This window comes from Roseovarius atlanticus (assembly GCF_019802205.1).
Taxonomy (GTDB): domain Bacteria; phylum Pseudomonadota; class Alphaproteobacteria; order Rhodobacterales; family Rhodobacteraceae; genus Roseovarius; species Roseovarius atlanticus_A.
In genome coordinates, this window is record NZ_JAHVHQ010000002.1 from 640549 (window position 1) to 659454 (window position 18906).

18 protein-coding genes are annotated in these 18906 nt (G+C 66.6%); 8 read left to right on the forward strand and 10 right to left on the reverse strand.

Annotation, left to right across the window (positions count from 1 at the left end):
* Nucleotide 1: 1 nt before the first annotated feature.
* The 8 genes from KUV49_RS03285 to KUV49_RS03320 all read right to left on the reverse strand — a co-directional run bounded on the left by KUV49_RS03285 (nt 2) and on the right by KUV49_RS03320 (nt 10417).
* Complete coding sequence (locus tag KUV49_RS03285) at nt 2-874, reverse strand: dimethyl sulfoxide reductase anchor subunit family protein (protein WP_222451598.1); 873 nt, start codon at nt 872-874, stop codon at nt 2-4.
* Nucleotides 874-1653 carry a 4Fe-4S dicluster domain-containing protein gene (locus KUV49_RS03290; RefSeq protein WP_222451599.1) on the reverse strand — a complete coding sequence of 260 codons (780 nt, stop codon included), beginning with the start codon at nt 1651-1653 and terminating at the stop codon, nt 874-876. The genes KUV49_RS03285 and KUV49_RS03290 overlap by 1 nt, the downstream gene beginning before the upstream one ends.
* Complete coding sequence (locus KUV49_RS03295; protein WP_222451600.1) at nt 1650-1802, reverse strand: hypothetical protein; 153 nt, start codon at nt 1800-1802, stop codon at nt 1650-1652. The genes KUV49_RS03290 and KUV49_RS03295 overlap by 4 nt, the downstream gene beginning before the upstream one ends.
* Before the next feature lie 115 nt (nt 1803-1917).
* The gene (locus KUV49_RS03300; protein ID WP_222451601.1) at nt 1918-4743 is read right to left on the reverse strand and encodes a molybdopterin oxidoreductase family protein; all 2826 of its coding nucleotides are present in this window, start codon (nt 4741-4743) and stop codon (nt 1918-1920) included.
* A gap of 123 nt (nt 4744-4866) precedes the next feature.
* On the reverse strand, nt 4867-5925 hold the full coding sequence (locus tag KUV49_RS03305) for an acetate/propionate family kinase (protein ID WP_222451602.1): 1059 nt from the start codon (nt 5923-5925) through the stop codon (nt 4867-4869).
* Nucleotides 5922-6854 (reverse strand): phosphate acyltransferase, encoded by a 933-nt coding sequence (locus tag KUV49_RS03310; protein ID WP_222451603.1) that lies wholly within the window; start codon nt 6852-6854, stop codon nt 5922-5924. Before KUV49_RS03310 ends, KUV49_RS03305 begins: the two co-directional genes overlap by 4 nt.
* Before the next feature lie 82 nt (nt 6855-6936).
* Nucleotides 6937-8715 carry a sulfoacetaldehyde acetyltransferase gene (xsc, locus tag KUV49_RS03315; RefSeq protein ID WP_222451604.1) on the reverse strand — a complete coding sequence of 593 codons (1779 nt, stop codon included), beginning with the start codon at nt 8713-8715 and terminating at the stop codon, nt 6937-6939.
* Nucleotides 8716-8959: 244 nt separating this feature from the next.
* Nucleotides 8960-10417 (reverse strand): PLP-dependent aminotransferase family protein, encoded by a 1458-nt coding sequence (locus tag KUV49_RS03320; protein ID WP_222451605.1) that lies wholly within the window; start codon nt 10415-10417, stop codon nt 8960-8962.
* Between the two features lie 163 nt (nt 10418-10580).
* Here KUV49_RS03320 and panB point away from each other — a divergent pair, with 163 nt between their 5' ends.
* Nucleotides 10581-11444, forward strand: coding sequence for a 3-methyl-2-oxobutanoate hydroxymethyltransferase (gene panB, locus KUV49_RS03325; RefSeq protein WP_222451606.1), 864 nt, complete (start codon nt 10581-10583; stop codon nt 11442-11444).
* A 188-nt stretch (nt 11445-11632) separates the two neighbouring features.
* On the opposite strand, the gene KUV49_RS03330 is transcribed toward panB, so the two are convergent.
* On the reverse strand, nt 11633-12319 hold the full coding sequence (locus KUV49_RS03330) for an ArsR/SmtB family transcription factor (RefSeq protein ID WP_222451607.1): 687 nt from the start codon (nt 12317-12319) through the stop codon (nt 11633-11635).
* Nucleotides 12320-12390: 71 nt separating this feature from the next.
* On the opposite strand from KUV49_RS03330, the gene KUV49_RS03335 reads away from it, so the two are divergent.
* Nucleotides 12391-12717, forward strand: a complete 327-nt coding sequence (locus tag KUV49_RS03335) for an NIPSNAP family protein (RefSeq protein ID WP_222451608.1) — start codon at nt 12391-12393, stop codon at nt 12715-12717.
* Complete coding sequence (locus KUV49_RS03340; protein ID WP_222451609.1) at nt 12714-13061, forward strand: antibiotic biosynthesis monooxygenase family protein; 348 nt, start codon at nt 12714-12716, stop codon at nt 13059-13061. The genes KUV49_RS03335 and KUV49_RS03340 overlap by 4 nt, the downstream gene beginning before the upstream one ends.
* Nucleotides 13062-13070: 9 nt before the next feature.
* Here KUV49_RS03340 and KUV49_RS03345 read toward each other — a convergent pair whose 3' ends face one another.
* Entirely contained in the window at nt 13071-13463 is a 393-nt protein-coding gene (locus KUV49_RS03345; protein WP_222451610.1) for a VOC family protein, read from the reverse strand.
* Nucleotides 13464-13605: 142 nt separating this feature from the next.
* Between KUV49_RS03345 and KUV49_RS03350 the strand changes: the two genes are divergently transcribed.
* The 5 genes from KUV49_RS03350 to KUV49_RS03370 all read left to right on the forward strand — a co-directional run bounded on the left by KUV49_RS03350 (nt 13606) and on the right by KUV49_RS03370 (nt 18876).
* Nucleotides 13606-14769 (forward strand): WD40/YVTN/BNR-like repeat-containing protein, encoded by a 1164-nt coding sequence (locus KUV49_RS03350; RefSeq protein WP_222451611.1) that lies wholly within the window; start codon nt 13606-13608, stop codon nt 14767-14769.
* An 81-nt stretch (nt 14770-14850) separates the two neighbouring features.
* Nucleotides 14851-16050: a PLP-dependent aminotransferase family protein gene (locus KUV49_RS03355; RefSeq protein WP_222451612.1), complete on the forward strand. Its 1200-nt coding sequence runs from the start codon at nt 14851-14853 to the stop codon at nt 16048-16050.
* 44 nt (nt 16051-16094) lie between these two features.
* Nucleotides 16095-17387 carry a nicotinate phosphoribosyltransferase gene (gene pncB / locus KUV49_RS03360; RefSeq protein WP_222451613.1) on the forward strand — a complete coding sequence of 431 codons (1293 nt, stop codon included), beginning with the start codon at nt 16095-16097 and terminating at the stop codon, nt 17385-17387.
* Nucleotides 17384-17806, forward strand: coding sequence for a polysaccharide deacetylase family protein (locus KUV49_RS03365; RefSeq protein ID WP_222451614.1), 423 nt, complete (start codon nt 17384-17386; stop codon nt 17804-17806). Before pncB ends, KUV49_RS03365 begins: the two co-directional genes overlap by 4 nt.
* Complete coding sequence (locus KUV49_RS03370) at nt 17785-18876, forward strand: CaiB/BaiF CoA transferase family protein (RefSeq protein WP_222451615.1); 1092 nt, start codon at nt 17785-17787, stop codon at nt 18874-18876. The genes KUV49_RS03365 and KUV49_RS03370 overlap by 22 nt, the downstream gene beginning before the upstream one ends.
* The last annotated feature ends 30 nt before the right edge of the window (nt 18877-18906 follow it).

Below are 18906 nucleotides of genomic sequence, written 5' to 3' on the forward strand. Positions count from 1 at the left end.
TCTAGCGTTTGCCGTAATAGAGGCCCACCACGTGCTCGGCCTCCGCAAAGAACAGCCAGCGCGACGCCGCGATCCCGCCCAGATGCGCCAGCACGGCGACCAGCGCCGCGATATGCGAAAACGGCACCAGCAGCAGCACGAACGGCACCGTGTAGCCGAACAAGAGCGCGATCATCCGCAGCTTCTGCGCGTGCCTGCGTCCCACCACGTAGACGAACTCTCGCAGCAGGTAGTTGTTGCCCGTATGCGGCGGCTCGAACGCCCGCACCGTGCCGATACTCCCCAGCCCCGTCGCGGTGGCCATGTCCGTCCCGCTCTGCGCCAGCGCCTTGTCCCCGCGCAGCCACCAGATGACCTGCACGGCAGCCGCGACGGGCATCAGGATCAGCGCTATCGCCACCTGCCCGGCCAGCAAGGCGCCGCCCGCCAGCGCAATCGCCATGAACAAGAGCGGCGTCAGCGGCGTATTCCACCGCGGCACCGTCTTCATCTGCGTGTAGATCATCGAGGTGGTGAACACCGTCACCGCCGACAGCACGGCTCCGATCACCCCCACCAGCATCCAGGCCGTGTCGAAAAACACCAGCCCCGAGCCATAGACCGCCATCACAACCAGCGCAGCCACTGAACAGACGCCTTCCCGGCTCAGCCACGACGACCGCCATTGCGTGAACGCCTTCAGCGCCCGCTCCGGGTGTCCCAGGTGAAAGGTCGACGCCATCAGCCCGCCCACCGCCAGCAGGTAGGCGATCACGAAGAACGTGAACGCGACCCAGCCGGTGGGCACGATGACCCCCAGCCCCAGCCAGAACAGCAGGCCGAACCCAAGGCCCGACAGCGTGGTGAATACGATAACGGACGGTGCAGGATGCATCAGATCTTCTCCAGCGCTTTATCAAGCCAGCCGATGAACCCTTTCGGCTCCTCGGCCACCGGGGCCAGCAGCGGCGCCAGAACGTCGATCTGCGACTCCGGGGCCGCCATCACCTGGTCCTTGGGCCGCGGCGGCAAGTACTGGTTCACGGGCTTCGTGCCCTGCTCGGGCATCAGGTCCATGCCGCCACGCTCCTCGACCAGTTTCGACACGTCGCTCTCCGGATCGCCCAGATCCCCGAAATGCCGCGCCCCCGCCGGGCAGGTCCGCACGCAGGCCGGCACCCGGTCCTCCTCGGGCAGGTTGTCGTTGTAGATCCGGTCGACGCACAGCGTGCATTTCTTCATCACGCCCTCCGCCGCGTCCATCTCGCGCGCGCCATAGGGACAGGCCCAGGCACACAGACCGCAGCCGATGCAATCGCTCTCGTTCACCAGAACGATCCCGTCCTCGACCCGTTTATAACTCGCGCCGGTCGGACATACGGTGACGCATGGTGCGTCCTCGCAATGCAGGCAGGACTTGGGGAAATGAATGAGCTGCGCCGCCGGATGCGGCATCCCGCTCTCGGCCAGGGGCTGCACCTCGTAGGAATGCACCCGGTTCAGGAACGTCCCGCGCGGGTCGTCGCCATAGGGGTCCTGATCGCTCAGCGGCGCGCCGTAATTCTCGGTGTTCCACCCCTTGCAGCTCACCACGCAGGCGTGGCAGCCGACGCAGGTATCCAGGTCGATCACCAGCCCCATCTTGCGCTGCGTTGTTTCGGGAAGCGTCGTCATGCTTGCCGCTCCTCTGTCTTGGCTGGGACGCCGCCGCTTTGGGGCGCGTCCTCGCTCGAATTCCATTTGCCGACGAACCACACGAAGGTCCCGACCACGAAGATCACGAACGCCAGTATGGCGATCAATGTCAGGGTCCTGCCGCTCACCGCCGCCCCTCCGCGCACCCATTTTCCGCGCAGAAAATGGGCCGGAAAACACGCATTTTCCGCCCAAGACTTTTCGAAAAGTCTTGCCAATTTTCTGAGCAGAAAATTCCCGCCCTCATTTGCCCACCTTCCAGCGCAGCTCGTCCGGTCCGGTGCCCACTGGCGACCGGATCGGCGCGAAAGTCGGATGCACCTCCTCGGGCGCCGCCGTCTTCTCGATCTTCACCCGCAGGTCGAACCACGCCGCCTGCCCCGTCACCGGATCGCTGTTCGCCCAGCGCAGCCCGTCGCCCTTGGGTGGCAGCAACTCGTGAATCAGGTGGTTCAGCAGAAACCCCTTCGTGGCCTCCGGCGCGTCCTTTTCCAGCGCCCAGGCGCCCTTGCGCTTGCCGATCGCGTTCCACGTCCAGACGGTATTCTCATTGAGCGCCGCCATATGCGCCACCGGCACCGTGATCTCGCCATGCGCCGAGGTCACACGCGCCCAGTCGCCCTCGGCAAACCCCTCCGCCTCCCAGATCCTGGTCGGCAGGTACAAGGGGTTGCGTCCATGGATCTGCCGCAGCCACGCATTCTGCGACCCCCAAGAATGGTACATCGCCATCGGCCGCTGCGTCAGCGCGTGAACTGGATATTCCACCGGATCCACATGTCCGTCCTCGAAGGGCGGGTACCACACCGGCAGCGGGTCCAGCGTGGTCTTGATCCGCTCGCGCAGGTGCTCGGGCGGTTGCCGCTCGCCTTGCCCCTCGGCAGCCAGCTGGAACTTGCGCATCGTCTCGGCATAGAGGTCGAAGATATAGGGCTGCGGACTGTCATAGAGCCCCATCCCCACCGCCCATTCCTGATAGCCCATGTTCCAGGGCTTCATATAGGCGTGTTCCTCGGCGATATGGTTCACGAAGAACCCGCCATTCTCGATATATTTCTCCAGCTGGTCCTCGTTCGGCGCCCCGCGCCCGTGGGTCAGCCCGTCCTCGCCCTTGCGCCACCCGGCCAGCGGGCCGATCCCCGGCTTGCGCTCGTGGTTGACGATGTAATCGGCATAATCCGCCCACTTGGCGCTGCCATCCTCGTTGGTGAACCCCGGCAGCTTCATCTTGTTGGCCAGCAGCACCAGCGCGGTCTGAAAGCCCTTCACGTCGCGATCCGGCTCCACCACCGGCCAGCGGATCGCGTCGGCGGCGGCATCCGCCTCGCAGATCGGGCGGTCCAGCAGGCTGATGCAGTCGTGCCGCTCAAGATACGTGGTGTCGGGCAGGATCAGGTCGGAATAGGCGACCATCTCGGAACTATACGCATCCGAATAGATGATATGCGGAATGACGTATTCACCGTCCTCGTCGGTGTCCGTCAGCATGTCGATCACGCCGCGCGTGTTCATCGTGGAATTCCACGCCATGTTCGCCATGTACATGAACAGCGTGTCGATCTTGTACGGATCCCCCGCATGGGCATTGCTGATCACCATGTGCATCATGCCATGCGCGCTCATCGGGTTCTCCCAGGTGAACGCCTTGTCGATCCGCGCAGGTGTCCCGTCGTCCTTCAGCGCCAGGTCTTCCGGCCCGCGCACGAACCCCAGGTGCGGCCCGTCCAAAGGCTTGCCCGGCGTCACCTTGCAATGCGGCGTCGGGTGGATACTCACGGGCTTGGGATAAGGCGGCTTGAACCGGAAGCCCCCTGGCACCTCGACCGACCCCAGCAGGATCTGCAACAGGTGCAGGCTCCGGCAGGTCTGAAACCCGTTGGAATGCGCCGAGATCCCCCGCATCGCGTGGAAACTCACCGGACGGCCCACCATCGTCTTGTGCGTCTGGCCCCGGAAATCCGTCCACTCCCGGTCCAGCACGATCTCTTCCTCGAAAGCGACCCTTGCCAGCTCCGCCGCAATCGCCCGGATACGCCGCGCACTCACGCCGCACCGCTCCGCCACGGCCTCGGGCGCGTATTCCTCGCCCATGTACCGCTCCGCCAGCAGATGCATCACCGGCCGGTGCGTCACGCCGTCCTTTTCATAGCTGGCCGACAGGTCCGGCTTCACGCCCTTCTTGTCGAACGCCGCAGGCGCCCCGGTGACCCGGTCGATCACCAGAAGCTTGCCGTTCTCATCCCGCATCAACAGGCCGTGCTCGGGCGAAGACGGGTCGCAATTCACCAGCACCGGCGCGTTGGTGTAGTCCGCCAGGTAGCGCAGGTCGATCTTCCCGGCTCGCAGCAACTCATGCACCAGCGCCAGGATGAACAAACCGTCCGTCCCCGGTGTGATCCCGACCCACTCGTCGGCGACCGCGTTATACCCCGATCGGATCGGGTTCACCCCGATCACCGTGGCGCCGCGTTCCTTCACCCGCCCGAGCCCCATCTTGATCGGGTTGCTGTCATGGTCCTCGGCCACGCCGAAAATCATGAACAGCTTGGTATTCTCCCAGTCTGGCTGCCCGAACTCCCAGAACGCGCCGCCCATGGTATAGATACCCGCCGCCGCCATGTTGACGGAACAGAACCCGCCATGCGCGGCATAGTTCGGCGTCCCGAAATTCTGCGCCCAGAAACTGGTAAAGCTCTGGCTCTGGTCGCGCCCGGTAAAGAACGCCAGCTTCTCCGGCGCCTCCTGCCGCAGCGGCTCCAGCCAGCCGGTGGCGATCTCCAACGCCTCGTCCCAGCTGATCTCCTCGAACTCGCCCGACCCGCGCGGCCCGACCCGCTTCAACGGCGCCCGCAGCCGCGCCGGCGCGTTGTGCTGCATGATCCCCGCGCTGCCCTTGGCACAGAGCACGCCCTTGTTCACCGGGTGGTCGCGGTTGCCCTCGATATAGGCGACCTTGCCGTCCTTCATATGCACGTTGATACCGCAGCGGCAGGCGCACATGTAACAGGTGGTCTTGCGCACCTCGTCGGACACCTTGGGCGAGGTGTCCAGTTTGGGCTGATCCAGCATGTCGTCGCCTCCCTTTGCTTGTCCCGGTCACGTTAGGCCAGTTCGCACCGCCCCGCGACCGCTTCTCTCGGTTCGTTCGCTTTCCCGAAGCGCTCTGCCGGGAAAGCCGAAAATCTCACGCGCTCAGCCGGGCAACAGCCCGACGACATCCCGCGCAATCTGCCGTTCCTCGTCGGCGGGCACCACGTGCACCGGGATATCCCCCAGCCATGCCAGATGCTCCATGATACGATCCCGTATGGTTGCGGCGTTCTCGCCGATGCCGCCGGTAAACGCCACCGCGTCCACGCCGTGCATCGCGGCAATCGCCGACCCGGCCTGCCGCGCCGCCCAATAGCAGAAATGCTCGACCGCGAACCGCGCGTCCTCGTCGTCGCGGCTCAGCAGAGTGGCCATGTCATTCGTCCCGGCCAGCCCCTTCAGCCCGCTTTCCTTGTTCAGGATCGTGCCCGCGCCCTCGATCCCGTGATCCTCGGCCAACCGCAGCACCGCCATCCCGTCGATGCACCCCGTCCGCGTGCCCATCACAAGACCATCCAGCGGCGAATACCCCATCGAGTTCGCCACCGATTTGCCCTCGACCATCGCGCACAGGCTCGCGCCATTCCCAAGGTGCAGCCCCAGCAACCGCCGGGGCAGGTCCTCGCCGAACTGCGCCACCATCCCGGCATAGGAGAGGCCATGAAACCCGTAGCGCCTTATGCCCTTGTCCCGCTCGGCCTGCGGCAAAGCATAGGTCACGGCAACGTCGGAATTGGTCGCATGAAACGCCGTGTCGAAACTGGCGAACTGCGGCAGGTCCGGCGCCAGCCCGGCCAGCGCCCGGACACCCGACAGGTTGTGCGGATTGTGCAGCGGCGCCAACGGCACCACTGCCTCGATCCTTGCAATCACCTCGTCGGTCAGTCGCTCCGGCGCCGTCAGATGCGCCCCGCCATGCACCACGCGATGCCCTGCCGCCACGAGCGACGACACCGGATGCCCCGCCGCCTCCAGCTTCTCCAGGATCAAACCCAACGCAGCCGTATGGTCAACAACCGACACATCCTGCTTGTCACCCCCAAGGCTCAGCCGCCCCTGCCCGCCGATCTCGGTCACCGAGCCCGACAGGACCGAGTCCAGCCCAGGCGTGAACAGCTCCACCTTGATCGAGGACGACCCGGCATTGACGACCAGTATCATGCCGCCCCCCCGATCACGCCCAGCGCCGCCGAGGCGATGCGCTCTTCCGCTCCCTGCGCCCGGCTGGTCAGCAATATCGGCACCTTCGCGCCCAGCACGACCCCGGCACAGCAGCACCCCATGCCGAACGACATCAGCTTGAACAGCGCATTGCCCGTGGTGATGTTCGGCGTCAGCATGATGTCCGCGTCGCCCGACACCTCGGATTCGTAATTCTTCGCTTCCGCCGCCGCCTTCGACAGGATCAGGTCCATCGCCATCGGCCCCTGCACCACCGCCCCCGGCAACGCGCCCTGCGCCCACTCCGCGATCTCGACCGCTTCCATCGTGTTCGGCACAGTCGGGATCGGGTCCTCGGTCGGGGCCAGAATCCCCGCCTTGGGCCGCTCGATCCCCAGCTTGTAGGCCAGCATCACCGCATGGCTCAGGCAAGCCTGCCGCGTCTCCACGTCCGGGTCCACGTTCAGCGCCGCATCGGTCAGCAAGAGGGGCCGCTCCGACCCCGGCATGGTGATATGAAACACGTGCCCGCAGCGTGTCCCCTTCTCGCGCAGCCCCGCCGCCGACGGCAACAGGCCTTTCAAAAAGGTCGAGGTATGGATCTGCCCCTTCATGATCGCGCCCACCTCGCCGGTCCGCGCCATCTCGGCCGCCACCGGCGCGGCGCTTTCCTTCGGCGCGTGGATCAGAGGCAACCCCGCGATATCCCACCCGATCTCCTTCGCAGTGGCCTTGATCTTGTCGCTGTCCCCGATCAGCACCGGATCGGCCAGCCCGGCCTCGGCCGCTTCTCGGATCCCCTGCAACGGGTTCGGCGCCCCGGCATTCACCAGCGCCACGCGCGGTCGTGGCAAGCCTTGCGCCTGCTTCAACAACGACGGCGGGCACTTGGGTTCACTCGCGGCGAGAAAGGGATATCGGTCTGTCATGTCTTGTCCTGTCGCTCTGTCCAGGGCCCTGATCGGCCCCGCGTGGCATACTATGCCCGCGGGGCCACAGGATTGCGACGTCTCAGACCCGTTGCTCGACCATGTCGTCGGCGCTGATCCCGGCCACTTCCACCGGCTTCTTCATGGCATCCCGGCGGAACGGCTCGCCCAGCTCCTGGTTGATCATCGCCTCGATCAGCGTGGTCGTGCCATTCTCCATCTGCTCCTTGATCGCGGTGTTCAGCGCATCGGTCAGCTCGTCCATCGTCCGCGCCACGACACCTTTCAGCCCGCAGGCATTGGCGATCCCGGCATAGCTCACGTCATCGTCCAGTTCCGTGCCCACGAAGTTGTCGTCGAACCACAGCGTCGAGTTCCGCTTCTCCGCCCCCCACTGGTAGTTGCGGAACACGATCTGCGTGATCCCCGGCCACTCGCTCCGGCCAATGGCGGTCAGCTCGTTGACCGCGATGCCGAACGCCCCGTCCCCGGCAAAGCCCACCACCGGCACGTCCGGGCAGCCGATCTTCGCGCCCACGATGGCCGGCAGGCCGTACCCGCAAGGCCCGAACAGCCCCGGCGCGAGGTATTTGCGCCCCTCGTCGAAATCGGGATAGGCATTGCCGATGGCACAGTTGTTGCCGATATCCGAGGAGATGATCGCATTCCGCGGCAGCGCACCCTGAATGGCCCGCCACGCCATGCGCGGGCTCATCCAGTCGGGCTTGTCCTTGCGCGCCCGCTCGTTCCAGGTGGTGCCGGGGTCGTCGTCCTCGTGGTCCATGCTGGCCAGCTGCTGCGCCCATTTGCTCTTGGTCTCGGCAATCTTCGCCTTGCGCGCCTCGCGCTCGTGATCCCCCGCCGTCTCGCCCAGGTTCTTCAGGATGCCCTGCGCCACCTTGGCCGCATCGCCCACGATCCCCACGGTCACCTTCTTGGTCAGGCCGATCCGGTTGGGGTTGATATCCACCTGGATGATCTTGGCATTCGTGGGCCAGTACTCCATCCCGTACCCCGGCAGGGTCGAGAACGGGTTCAACCGCGTCCCAAGGCACAGCACCACGTCCGCGTCCTTGATCAGCTCCATCCCCGCCTTGCTGCCGTTATAGCCCAACGGCCCGGCAAACAGCGGATGCGAGCCCGGGAACGCGTCGTTGTGCTGATAGCCCACACAGACCGGCGCGGTCAGCCGCTCGGCCAGTTCCATCGACGCCTCGATCCCGCCCTTGGACAAGACCACGCCCGCCCCGTTCAGGATCACCGGGTTCTTGGCCTCGCTCATCAGCGCAGCCGCCTCGGCGACAGAGTTGCTGCCACCGGGGCTCACCTCGAATTCGATCGCGTTGGGGATCTCGATATCCACCACCTGCGTCCAGAAATCGCGCGGGATGTTGATCTGCGCCGGCCCGCACAGGCGCTTGGCCTGGCTGATCACCCGCGCCAGCACCTCGGCCACGCGCGTCGGGTCGCGCACCTCTTCCTGGTAGGCCACCATGTCCTCGAACAGCTTCATCTGCTCGACTTCCTGGAATCCGCCCTGGCCGATTGTCTTGTTCGCCGCCTGCGGCGTCACCAGCAGCAGCGGCGTGTGGTTCCAATAGGCGGTCTTCACGGCGGTCACGAAATTGGTGATCCCCGGCCCGTTCTGCGCGATCATCATGCTCATCTTGCCGGTCGCGCGGGTATAGCCATCGGCCATCATCCCTGCGCTGCCTTCATGCGCGCAATCCCAGAACGTGATCCCGGCCTTCGGAAACAGGTCCGAAATCGGCATCATCGCCGACCCGATGATCCCGAACGCGTGCTGGATTCCGTGGCGTTGCAGCGTTTTGACAAAGGCTTCTTCGGTGGTCATCTTCATGAGAGTGCTCCTGAACATTGGAAAAGGGCCGGTCCTCCCCCGGCGCGGTTTGAGGGGAAGCTACCCTTGCAGTCACCCCCATTCTAGGGCCAGTTTCCGTTGCATACTATAGCCAGCGAGTATTTTTATTGAGACTTTTGGTCTCAAAAATCTGCAATTTCGACATGCCGCGCGTCCGCCAGGCTCCGTTTCCGCCTCCTGAACAAGGCGTTCGACCGATTTCGCACCATGCCGCCAACTGGCCTTACGACCCCAGTTCATTCGCCAGTATCCCGATCCCGTCCGCGATCCGCTCCGAGGGAATCGAGGAATAGGCCAGCCGGTAGAAATTCCGCGGCGCGCTCGCGGCCTCGAAAAACGGCCGCCCCGGCTCGATCAGCACGCCACGCGCGCGCAGCCGCTCGGCCAGGTCCTCGGTATCCACCCCCTCGGGCGCCCGCATCCAGATCGAGCTTCCGCCGAAGACGCCGCGCCCTTCCACGCCCAGCCCGTGATCCTCCAGCGCGGTCTCCATCACCTGCCGCCGCCGCGCATAGGCCTTGCCGATCCGCCGGATCAGGCTGTCGTAATGCCCCAGGCTCAGGAAATAGGCGGTGGTTCGCTGCACATGCCCCGGCGGATGCCGCAGCACGCTGGCCCGCAGCGCCCGCGCCTCGCGAATGAACGCCTGCGGCCCCACCAGGTAGCCCAGCCGCAGCCCCGGAAAGATCGACTTGGAAAAGCTGCCGACGTAGATCACCCGCCCATCGGTATCGAGCGATTTCAGCGACGGCAGCGGCGCGCGCAGAAAGCTGATCTCGAACTCGTAGTCATCCTCGACGATCAGCGCCTCCATCTCCCGCGCGCGGGCCAGCAGGTCCTGCCGCCGGTCCAGCGGCATGGTCGCGTTCGTCGGCGCCTGATGGCTCGGCGTGGTGAAAATCACGTCCGCCCGCTCGGGCAGGGCGTCGGGGCGCAACCCGTCACGATCCACCGGCACCGGCGCCATATGACAGCGCGATTGCGTCAGGATATCGCGCAGCGCGTGGTAACACGGCTCTTCCACCGCCGCCGTCCGCCGCTGGGTCAGCAACACCTGCGCCGTCAGCCACAGCGCGTTCTGCGCCCCCATCGTCAACAATATCTCCCCCGGCTCCGCCAGGATCCCCCGGCGCGGCAGCGTATGCCGCGCGATGAACTCGATCAGCTTGGGGTCGTCCTGGTCATAGGCATCCGCCGCCAGCGCCTGGAACTCCTTCTGCCCCAGCGCCCGCAAGGCGCAATGCCGCCAGCTTGCGTGGTCGAACAGGCTCGGATCGGTCTGCCCGAAAATGAACGGGTAGGGATAGCTCGACCAGTCGCGCGGCTTCTCCGGCGTCGCCCCGCCCGTGTAACGCCGCCCGATCGCCCGCCCCCAGTCGATCAGGTCGCCCTTCGCCGCACTGGGCGTGAACGCCGGCGGCTCCGGCGCGTTCTGCGACACGAAATACCCCGAGCGGTCCCGGCTCTCCAGGTAGTCGTTGGCCTGCAACTCGGTATAGGCCAGCGTCACCGTGATCCGGCTCACCCCCAGGTGCCCGGCCATCCTGCGCGAAGAAGGCAGCTTCTCGCCCTTGCGGAATCGCCCCGACAGGATTCCCTGCGCGATCATTTGCTGGATCTGCGCCTGCAACGTTCCTTCCGCCTCGGGCGACAGGAAAAAGCTTTCCACCGATATGGCCATGCACCGGATCCTACACTGGCCCCATCGCCGCAGCAATCTGGACCGATCGACATTTCGGTGGATTCAGCCGTTGCGAGTTAATATCTTTATGATATATCAATTGCCGACAATACGGTGCCAGCCCGCGGCGCGGCACCTCGACGGCTCAAGGGAGGACGGCCACATGACCGAACGGAAGAAACGGACACTCACCCAGATCAGGGCCTCGAAACATGACGGCACGCGCATGGTTTACACCTCCGTGCCCGACTACACCTCGGCACAATGGGCCGAGGCGGCGGGCGTCGACGTGGTGGTGGTCGGCGACAGCCTCGCCATGATCGCCCACGGCCACGCCTCGACCGTGCCCGCGACGATGGACATGATGATTATGCACGCCCAGGCCATCCGCCGCGGCGCGCCCAACACCTTCTCGCTCGGCTGCATGCCCTACCAGAGCTACCACACGGTCGACCGCGCCCTGACCAACGCCACCCGCTTCATGCAGGAGGGCGGCTGCGACGCGGTCAAACCCCAGGGCGGCCGCAGCCAGGCCGACATCCTCAAGGCGCTGGTGGCCGCCGGCATCCCCACGGCCAGCCATATCGGCATGGCCCCGCACCGCGTCGCGATGTATGGCGGCTTCCGCGTGCAGGGCAAGACGCCCGAAGACGCGATGGACATCCTGCAGGACGCGCTGGCCATCCAGGACGCCGGCTGTTTCATGCTGGAATTCGAGGCGGTGCCGGCCTCGATCGCCCGCATCATCTCCGCCGAGCTCGAGATCCCCACTATCGGCATCGGCGCCGGCGCGGGCACCGACGGGCAGATCCTGCTCAGCTACGACCTCCTGGGCGTGTTCACCGATTTCAAACCGAAGTTCACCAAGCGCTACGCGAACCTGACCGAGGTGGCGGTAAAGGGCCTGTCCGACTATGCCGCCGACGTGCGCTCCGGCGCCTTTCCCGACGACGACCACAGCTACCACGTGGATGACAGCGTCACCGATGCCTTCCGCGACATGGTCGAAAAACGCCGCCAGGTCTGAACAGCACACGCCGAGCTTGCTTTCCCTCACCGGAGGCCCGCACCGCGTTGGGTGGGTGAAAACCCACGCGTCCCCCTCCCCTGTCACTCACCCACGCCGAACGTCTCCACCCACGCCGCGCCTGCTGTCCGCCACCGCAGGCCCGGCACCGCGTAGGGTGGGTGAAAACCCACGCGTCCCTCCCTCTGTCACTCACCCCCGCCGAACATCTCCGCGAACGCCGCTTCCCCCTCGCGCGAGAACCGCACCACCCGGGTCCCCGTCACACGGGCCGCCCATCCGATCTCCTCGATCCGGCTCAACATCGCCCGTCCCAGCTGCCCCGCCAGGTGCGAGCGTCGCTCCGACCAGTCCAGGCAATCGCGGCACAGCGGCGCCCGCGATTTTGGCAGCGCCTCCAGGTCGATGCCGAACCCGGTCACGAACCTCCGCCCCGCGTTCGTCAGCTCCAGCGCGTCACCGCTCCGCCGCAACACGCCCCGCGACAGCAGCGCGTCATACATCTGGGTTCCCATGTCCCCGGCCAGGTGGTTGTAACAGACCCGCGCCCGCCGCATCTCCGGGTCGCGCGGTCCCGGCCTCGTCCGCAATGCGCCGGTGCCCGCGGCCAGACCCATCAGCGCCTCCAGCACATCCGCCACCTCGTCGCCCGCCAGCCGGAAATACTTGTGCCGCCCCTCGCGCCGCAGCGCGATAAGACCGCCCCCTTCCAGCTTGGACAGATGCGCCGAGGCGGTCTGCAGCGTCACCCCCGCCTCGCCCGCCAGTTCGCTGGCGGTCAACGCCTTGCCGCTCATCAGCGCGGTCAGGATATTCGCCCGCGCAGGATCCCCGATCAGCGCGGCCACACGGGATATGTCCGGGCCATCCTTCATAGTTCGATGCTAACCGAACCATTGCGCCCCGTCCATCCGCTACAAAGGCGGTGACCCAAAGGAGACCCACCATGCTCACCTGCATCATCCGCTACCACATTGATCCGACGAAACACGCCCAGTTCGCGCAATACGCACGCACCTGGGCCACCGCCATTCCACGCTGCGGGGCGGACCTCATCGGCTATTTCGCCCCGCACGAAGGTTCCTCGACACTGGCCTACGGCATCTACAACATCCCCAGCCTGGCCGAGTACGAGGCCTACCGCGCCCGCCTCGCCGCCGATCCGCTGGGGCGCGAGAACTACGCCTTCGCCCAGGCGGAAAACTTCCTCTTGCGCGAGGACCGCACCTTCCTGAAATGTGTCTCCACACCGCAGGAAGGAGCCCCCATATGATCGCCGTCATCTTCGAAGTCATGCCACATGCCGACCAGAAAGACGCCTATCTCGACATGGCCGCCAAGATGAGACCGCTGGCCGAGGGCATCGACGGCTTCATCTCGGTCGAGCGCTTCCAGAGCCTGACCAACCCCGAGAAACTCCTCTCGCTCAGCTTCTGGCGGGACGAGGCCGCCCTGGACGCATGGCGCCGGCTCGAGGCACATCGCGGCGCCCAGCGCGCGGGCCGCGAGATCATGTTCGACGACTACCGCCTGCGCGTCGTGTCGGTGATCCGCGACTACGGCATGTTCGAACGGGACGAGGCCCCCGCCGACAGCAAACAGGTCCACGGCGGCTAGGCCCCCGCATCACTCCGGGGCATGGCAGCACACGCACAGCTTGTTCCCGTCCGGGTCGCGGAAATAGGCCCCGTAGAACTTCGCATGGTACTCGGGCCGCAGCCCCGGCGCGCCCTCATCCGTCGCCCCGGCCGCCAGGGCCAAACGGTGGCACTGGTCGACGATCCGACGCTCCGCTGCCTGAAAGGCGATCATCTGCCCGTTCCCCACGCCCGGCGCAGCCCCATCCAACGGCCGTCCGACCACGAACAGCGGGCGGTCCGCGTCGGCGGGTTTCCACCCGGCCCAGCCGCGATCCGCGTCGATGAATGTCTGCACGATCCCCAGCGGCTCCAGCACGGCGCCATAGAACCGCACCGCCCGGTCGAGGTCCGCCGTGCCAAGATGAACATGCGAAATCATGGCGCGATCCTAGGCCGCGTCCGCAGCGCGCGCCAGTACAGGCACCCGGGCCATCCGGCCCCCGCGCGCGTCGGCCACTCTCCGCTCTCGGGAATCGACCGACGGCGTGCTAGGATCCGGCAAACCAGCCGGAGCCACCCTCATGCCCGCCACCCCGCTTACCCTTCTCGTCGGCACCACCAAGGGCGCCTTCCTCGTCGCCGCCGGCACCGACCGGCAGACATGGGACATCTCCGGCCCCCATTGCGGCGGCTGGTGCATCAACCACATGGCGGGCGACCCCAGGACCGGCACCATCTGGGCCGGAGGCGGCGGCGACTTTTTCGGCGCGGGCGTCTGGCGCTCCGACGACCAGGGGCAGACCTGGGACCTCACGCGCCTCAGCAAGGGCCAGATGGATGACTGGGCCGCGCAGGACCCCGATTTCGCCGCCATGGTCGGCTGGACCGACGCCCCCCTGCCCTTCGCCACCGAGTTCCAGCAGGTCTGGTCACTCGGCTTCGCGCATGACACGCTCTATGCCGGCACCAAGCCCGCCAACCTGCTCAAGAGCACGGATCGCGGCACCACGTGGGCGCGCGTCGATGGCCTCACCGATCACGACTCCGCCAAGGACTGGAACCCCGGCGCCGCGGGCCTCGTGCTGCACAGCATCGTTTTCGACCCGGGCTCGGCTGAAAAGCAATGGGTCGGCATCTCCGCCGCCGGTGTCTTCGCCACCGAGGATGGCGGCCGGTCATGGCACCGCCGCAACCGCCTGTCGAATGCCGAGGCCTGCGGGCACCATGACCACCCGGCCGCGCCGCGCGACGGCGAAACCGGCCATTGCGTGCACAATATCGTCCGGGCCAACGGCGACACCGACCTGCTCTACCAGCAGAACCACCACGGTGTCTGGCGCTCCCCTGATGGCGGGCGCAGTTGGGACGATATCACCCCCGGCCTGCCCTCCACCTTCGGCTTTCCGATCCGCGTCCACCCGCACGATCCGCGCACCATCTGGACCCTGCCGCTCAACGGCGACATGGCGGGCCGCTTCCCGCCCGATGCGGCCTGCGCCGTCTGGCGGTCGCGTGACGGCGGCGAGACGTGGGCGGCGCTGCGCGAGGGCCTGCCGCAGAAGAACTGCTATTTCACCGTCCTGCGCCAGGCCATGGCCGGTGACGCCCAAGACGCGCCCGGCCTTTACTTCGGCACCAATTCCGGCTCGGTCTTCGCCAGCCTCGACGAAGGCGACACCTGGCACGAGATCGCCCGCCACCTGCCCACCATCCTCTCGGTCGAAACACTGGACCGCGCGGGCTGACGCCCGGAAGACAATAATTGAACGTTCGTTCAGTTTGTTCTATGACCGCGTCACGCCGACACCGAACCCGGGAGGTTTCACATGCCCCAGCGCCCCGCTTTCGCCAAGTGGCTCGATGACACCAACGACGTCACCGCCACCTTCCTCGCCGCCGGGCGCATCCCCGGCCTGGTGAACCTTGGCGGCGGCCTGCCGGGCACCGAGATCTGGCCGATCCCCGAAATGGCCCGGCTCGCCACCTCCGCCGTCACCAACCATGCGGACGAAACGCTGGCCTACGCCCCCGTTGCCGGCCTGCCCAAGCTGCGCGACCTCATCGCCAGCCGCTATTCCGAGGGCGACCTCACCCTCACGCGCGACAACGTCCTGATCACCTCCGGCGGCGCCCAGGCGCTCAACCTCATCGGCACCGTGCTGCTGGAACAGGGCAGCCCCATCGCGTCGCAGACCCCGGCCTATCTCGGCGCGCTCGACAACTGGCGCCCGCGCCAGCCGACCTACCGCCCGATGCGGCTCGACGCCAACGACCTCGATCCGGTCGCCGCGATGACCGGCGCGCAATTCGCCTATACCGTCCCGAATTTTTCCAACCCCACGGGCAAGCTGGTCGACACCGCCACCCGCCGCCGCCTCGTCGATGCCGCGCATCAGACCGGCACCTGGCTGATCGAGGATGACCCCTACGGCACGCTTTATTACGACGACGCGCCCCTGCCCCGGATGCTCACCCTCTCGGCGGATCGCGCCGGCACGCCCTATGACGGCCCCGTCATCTACCTCGGTACCGTGTCCAAGGAACTGGCGCCGGGCCTGCGCATCGGCTGGATCATCGCCGCACCGGAACTGATCGAGGTGCTGAAGGCCGCCAAGCAAAGCGCCGACATGTGCAGTTCCGGCCTCTGCCAGCAGATCACCCACGACGCCTTCGCCACCGGCCTTGCCGACGACATGCTGCCCGGCATCCTGTCGCTCTACCGCGCCCGCCGCGACGCGCTCTGCACCGCGATGGACACCCACCTCACCGACCTCTTCACGTGGGAACATCCCTCGGGCGGCATGTTCGTCTGGGCCACCGCAAAGGACCCCGGCCTCGACACCAACCACCTGATGCAGGTCGGACTCGATCACGGCGTCTGCATCTCGCCCTCGTCCGTCTTCGATCCCGAAGGCCGCGACCACACGTCGATCCGCATCAACTTCACCTACAATACCGAGGACAAGCTGGCCTTGGGAATCGAAAGGCTGGCGACGGCGACCCGCGCCGCGCTTGCGAATACCTGACCCTTTTGCTCTAACGGGCGGCGCAACCACCCTCGGAGGCCGCCATGGTCGACATCGCAACCCGTGTCTGGAACCACAAGTGGAAGATCGACCCGATCGTCCGCTCCCTGATCGACACCGATTTCTACAAGCTGCTGATGTGCCAGTCGGTCTTCCGCAACCGGCCCGACACCACGGTCACCTTCTCGCTGATCAACCGCACCAAGGACGTGCGGCTGGCCGACCTGGTGGACGAGGGCGAGTTGCGCGAACAGCTCGACCATATCCGCTCGCTGTCGCTGTCGCGCGGCGAGAGCACGTGGATGCGCGGCAACACCTTCTACGGCAAGCGCCAGATGTTCACGCCCGAATTCATGGACTGGTTCGAGAAACTGCGCCTGCCGCCCTACCACCTGGAAAAGCGCGACGGCCAGTACGAACTGACGTTCGAGGGCAAATGGCCCGAGGTCATGCTGTGGGAAATCCCCGCCCTCGCGGTGCTGATGGAACTGCGCTCGCGCGCCGTGCTGCACGACATGGCAAGGTTCGAGCTACAGGTGCTCTACGCTCGCGCCATGACCAAGCTGTGGGAAAAGGTCGAACGCCTGCGCGGCGTCGACGGGCTGCGCATCGCCGATTTCGGCACCCGGCGGCGGCACTCCTTCCTGTGGCAGGACTGGTGCGTGCAGGCGATGACCGAACGGCTGGGCGACAACTTCGTCGGCACCTCCAATTGTCTTATCGCCAAGAACCGCGACCTCGAGGCGATCGGCACCAACGCCCACGAACTGCCCATGGTCTATGCCGCCCTGGCCGAGGACGACGCCACGCTGGCCCGCGCCCCCTATGACGTGCTGTCCGACTGGCACGACGAGCACGAGGGCAACCTGCGCATCATCCTGCCTGACACGTACGGAACCAAAGGGTTTCTCGACAAGGCCCCCGACTGGCTCGCGGGCTGGACCGGCATCCGCATCGACAGCGGCGACCCCGCGACCGGCGCCGAGATCGCCATCGACTGGTGGAAAAAGCGCGGCGAGGATCCCACGCGGAAACTCATCATCTTCTCCGACGGCCTCGACGAGGAAAAGATCCTCGCCCTGCACAGGCAGTTCGCCGGCCGCGTGCGGGTGTCGTTCGGCTGGGGCACCCTGCTGACCAACGACTTCCGCGGCCTCATGCCCGACGACTCGCTCGCCCCCTTCTCCCTCGTCTGCAAGGCCATCGCCGCCGATGGCCGCCCGACGGTCAAGCTCTCGGACAACCCCCGCAAGGCGATGGGCCCCGAGTCCGAGATCGACCGCTACAAGCGCGTGTTCGGCGTGGGAGAGCAGAAGGAGATGGAGGTGGTGGTTTGACCACCCCCGGAATCTGCCTCACCTTCGACGATTTCCATGTCGAGACCCGGCGCGCCGCCCGTCCGGTCTGTCAGGCGCATCACGCCCGCGTCACCTTCTGCCTCTGCTGGAGCCACGCCGCCACCCCCGCGCAGATCGACAACCTGCACCGTTTGCAGGCGGACGGCCATGAAATCGCCTGCCGCGGCCGCACCCGCAAGACGCGGCGGCCCGACCTGCGCCGGTACGGACTCGACCTCTGGCCGGAAAACCAGATCGCCCGTGGCGTCTCCGAACACCGCGCGCCCGGCGTTCCGGCCACCCGCCGTGCCAGACCTTTCCAATGCTCCACCCGGCAAACCCGCGCCGCCACCGCGCCCTGTTTGCTGGTGACCCGCACCGATCAGGAGGCGCCGCAATGCTCGCCGGCATCAAGGTAGTCGAGTTCGAGGGCCTCGGCCCCGCCCCCTTCGCCGCCATGATGCTGGCGGATCTCGGCGCAACCGTCACGGTCGTCCAGCGCCCCGGCCCCGCCAACCCCACCATGGGCGAACACAACATGCTCGACCGGGGCAAGCAGGCCATTACGCTCGACCTCAAGGACCCCGGCGACCTCGCCGTGGCCCGCGCGCTGGTGACCGACGCCGACGCCCTGATCGAGGGTCTGCGCCCCGGTGTCATGGAACGGCTCGGCCTCGGCCCCGACACCTTCACGCAGTCCAATCCAGAACTCGTCTACGGCCGCATGACCGGCTGGGGCCAGACCGGCCCGCGCGCCCATCTGGCGGGGCATGACTACAACTACATCGCCACCGCCGGGGCGCTTTACTATGCCTCCACCCCCGGCGACGCGCCCCTCACGCCGCCCACCATCGTCGGCGATATCGGCGGCGGCGCGCTCTATCTCGTGGCCGGCCTCCTCAGCGGCATCCTCAACGCCCAGCGCACCGGAAAAGGCACCGTGGTCGACGCCGCCATCACCGACGGCTCGGCCCACATGATGGCGCTCTTCATGGCCATGGCCGGCGGCGGCAACCTGTCGGAAACGCGCGGTCAAAGCCTGCTCGACGCGCCGCCCTGGGGCCGCACATATGCCTGCGCCGACGCGCGCTACCTCTCGGTCCAGTGCCTCGAACCGCAGTTCTACGCGCTCTTCCTCGACACGCTCGGCCTGTCGGACGATCCCCTGTTCGCCGACCAGTACGACCGCGCCCGCTGGCCCGACCAGACCGCCCGCCTGACCGCGCTCTTCGCCGCAGAGCCCGTCGCCCACTGGGCCGCCCTTTTCGACAATTCCGACGCCTGCGTGGCCCCGGTCCTCACCCCGTGGGAGGCGGCCAGGGACCCCCACATCGCCGCCCGCGCCATCTGGCACGAGGCCCGGGGCACCCTGCAACCAGCCCCCGCGCCCCGCTTCGACGGACAGGCGCAGGCGCCGAGCCCGACGCCGCGGCGCGGGCAACATACCGAAGAAATCCTCACAGACCTCAGACAGCGCGGCCTTATCTGACCCCGTAGGGTGGGTGAAAACCCACGCGCC

Coding starts and splice junctions, on each gene's coding strand:
- KUV49_RS03285 (WP_222451598.1), bottom strand. CDS start 874: ATGCATCCTGCACCGTCCGTTATCGTATTCACCACGCTGTCGGGCCTT.
- KUV49_RS03290 (WP_222451599.1), bottom strand. CDS start 1,653: ATGACGACGCTTCCCGAAACAACGCAGCGCAAGATGGGGCTGGTGATC.
- KUV49_RS03300 (WP_222451601.1), bottom strand. CDS start 4,743: ATGCTGGATCAGCCCAAACTGGACACCTCGCCCAAGGTGTCCGACGAG.
- KUV49_RS03305 (WP_222451602.1), bottom strand. CDS start 5,925: ATGATACTGGTCGTCAATGCCGGGTCGTCCTCGATCAAGGTGGAGCTG.
- KUV49_RS03310 (WP_222451603.1), bottom strand. CDS start 6,854: ATGACAGACCGATATCCCTTTCTCGCCGCGAGTGAACCCAAGTGCCCG.
- xsc (WP_222451604.1), bottom strand. CDS start 8,715: ATGAAGATGACCACCGAAGAAGCCTTTGTCAAAACGCTGCAACGCCAC.
- KUV49_RS03320 (WP_222451605.1), bottom strand. CDS start 10,417: ATGGCCATATCGGTGGAAAGCTTTTTCCTGTCGCCCGAGGCGGAAGGA.
- panB (WP_222451606.1), top strand. CDS start 10,581: ATGACCGAACGGAAGAAACGGACACTCACCCAGATCAGGGCCTCGAAA.
- KUV49_RS03330 (WP_222451607.1), bottom strand. CDS start 12,319: ATGAAGGATGGCCCGGACATATCCCGTGTGGCCGCGCTGATCGGGGAT.
- KUV49_RS03335 (WP_222451608.1), top strand. CDS start 12,391: ATGCTCACCTGCATCATCCGCTACCACATTGATCCGACGAAACACGCC.
- KUV49_RS03340 (WP_222451609.1), top strand. CDS start 12,714: ATGATCGCCGTCATCTTCGAAGTCATGCCACATGCCGACCAGAAAGAC.
- KUV49_RS03345 (WP_222451610.1), bottom strand. CDS start 13,463: ATGATTTCGCATGTTCATCTTGGCACGGCGGACCTCGACCGGGCGGTG.
- KUV49_RS03350 (WP_222451611.1), top strand. CDS start 13,606: ATGCCCGCCACCCCGCTTACCCTTCTCGTCGGCACCACCAAGGGCGCC.
- KUV49_RS03355 (WP_222451612.1), top strand. CDS start 14,851: ATGCCCCAGCGCCCCGCTTTCGCCAAGTGGCTCGATGACACCAACGAC.
- pncB (WP_222451613.1), top strand. CDS start 16,095: ATGGTCGACATCGCAACCCGTGTCTGGAACCACAAGTGGAAGATCGAC.
- KUV49_RS03370 (WP_222451615.1), top strand. CDS start 17,785: ATGCTCGCCGGCATCAAGGTAGTCGAGTTCGAGGGCCTCGGCCCCGCC.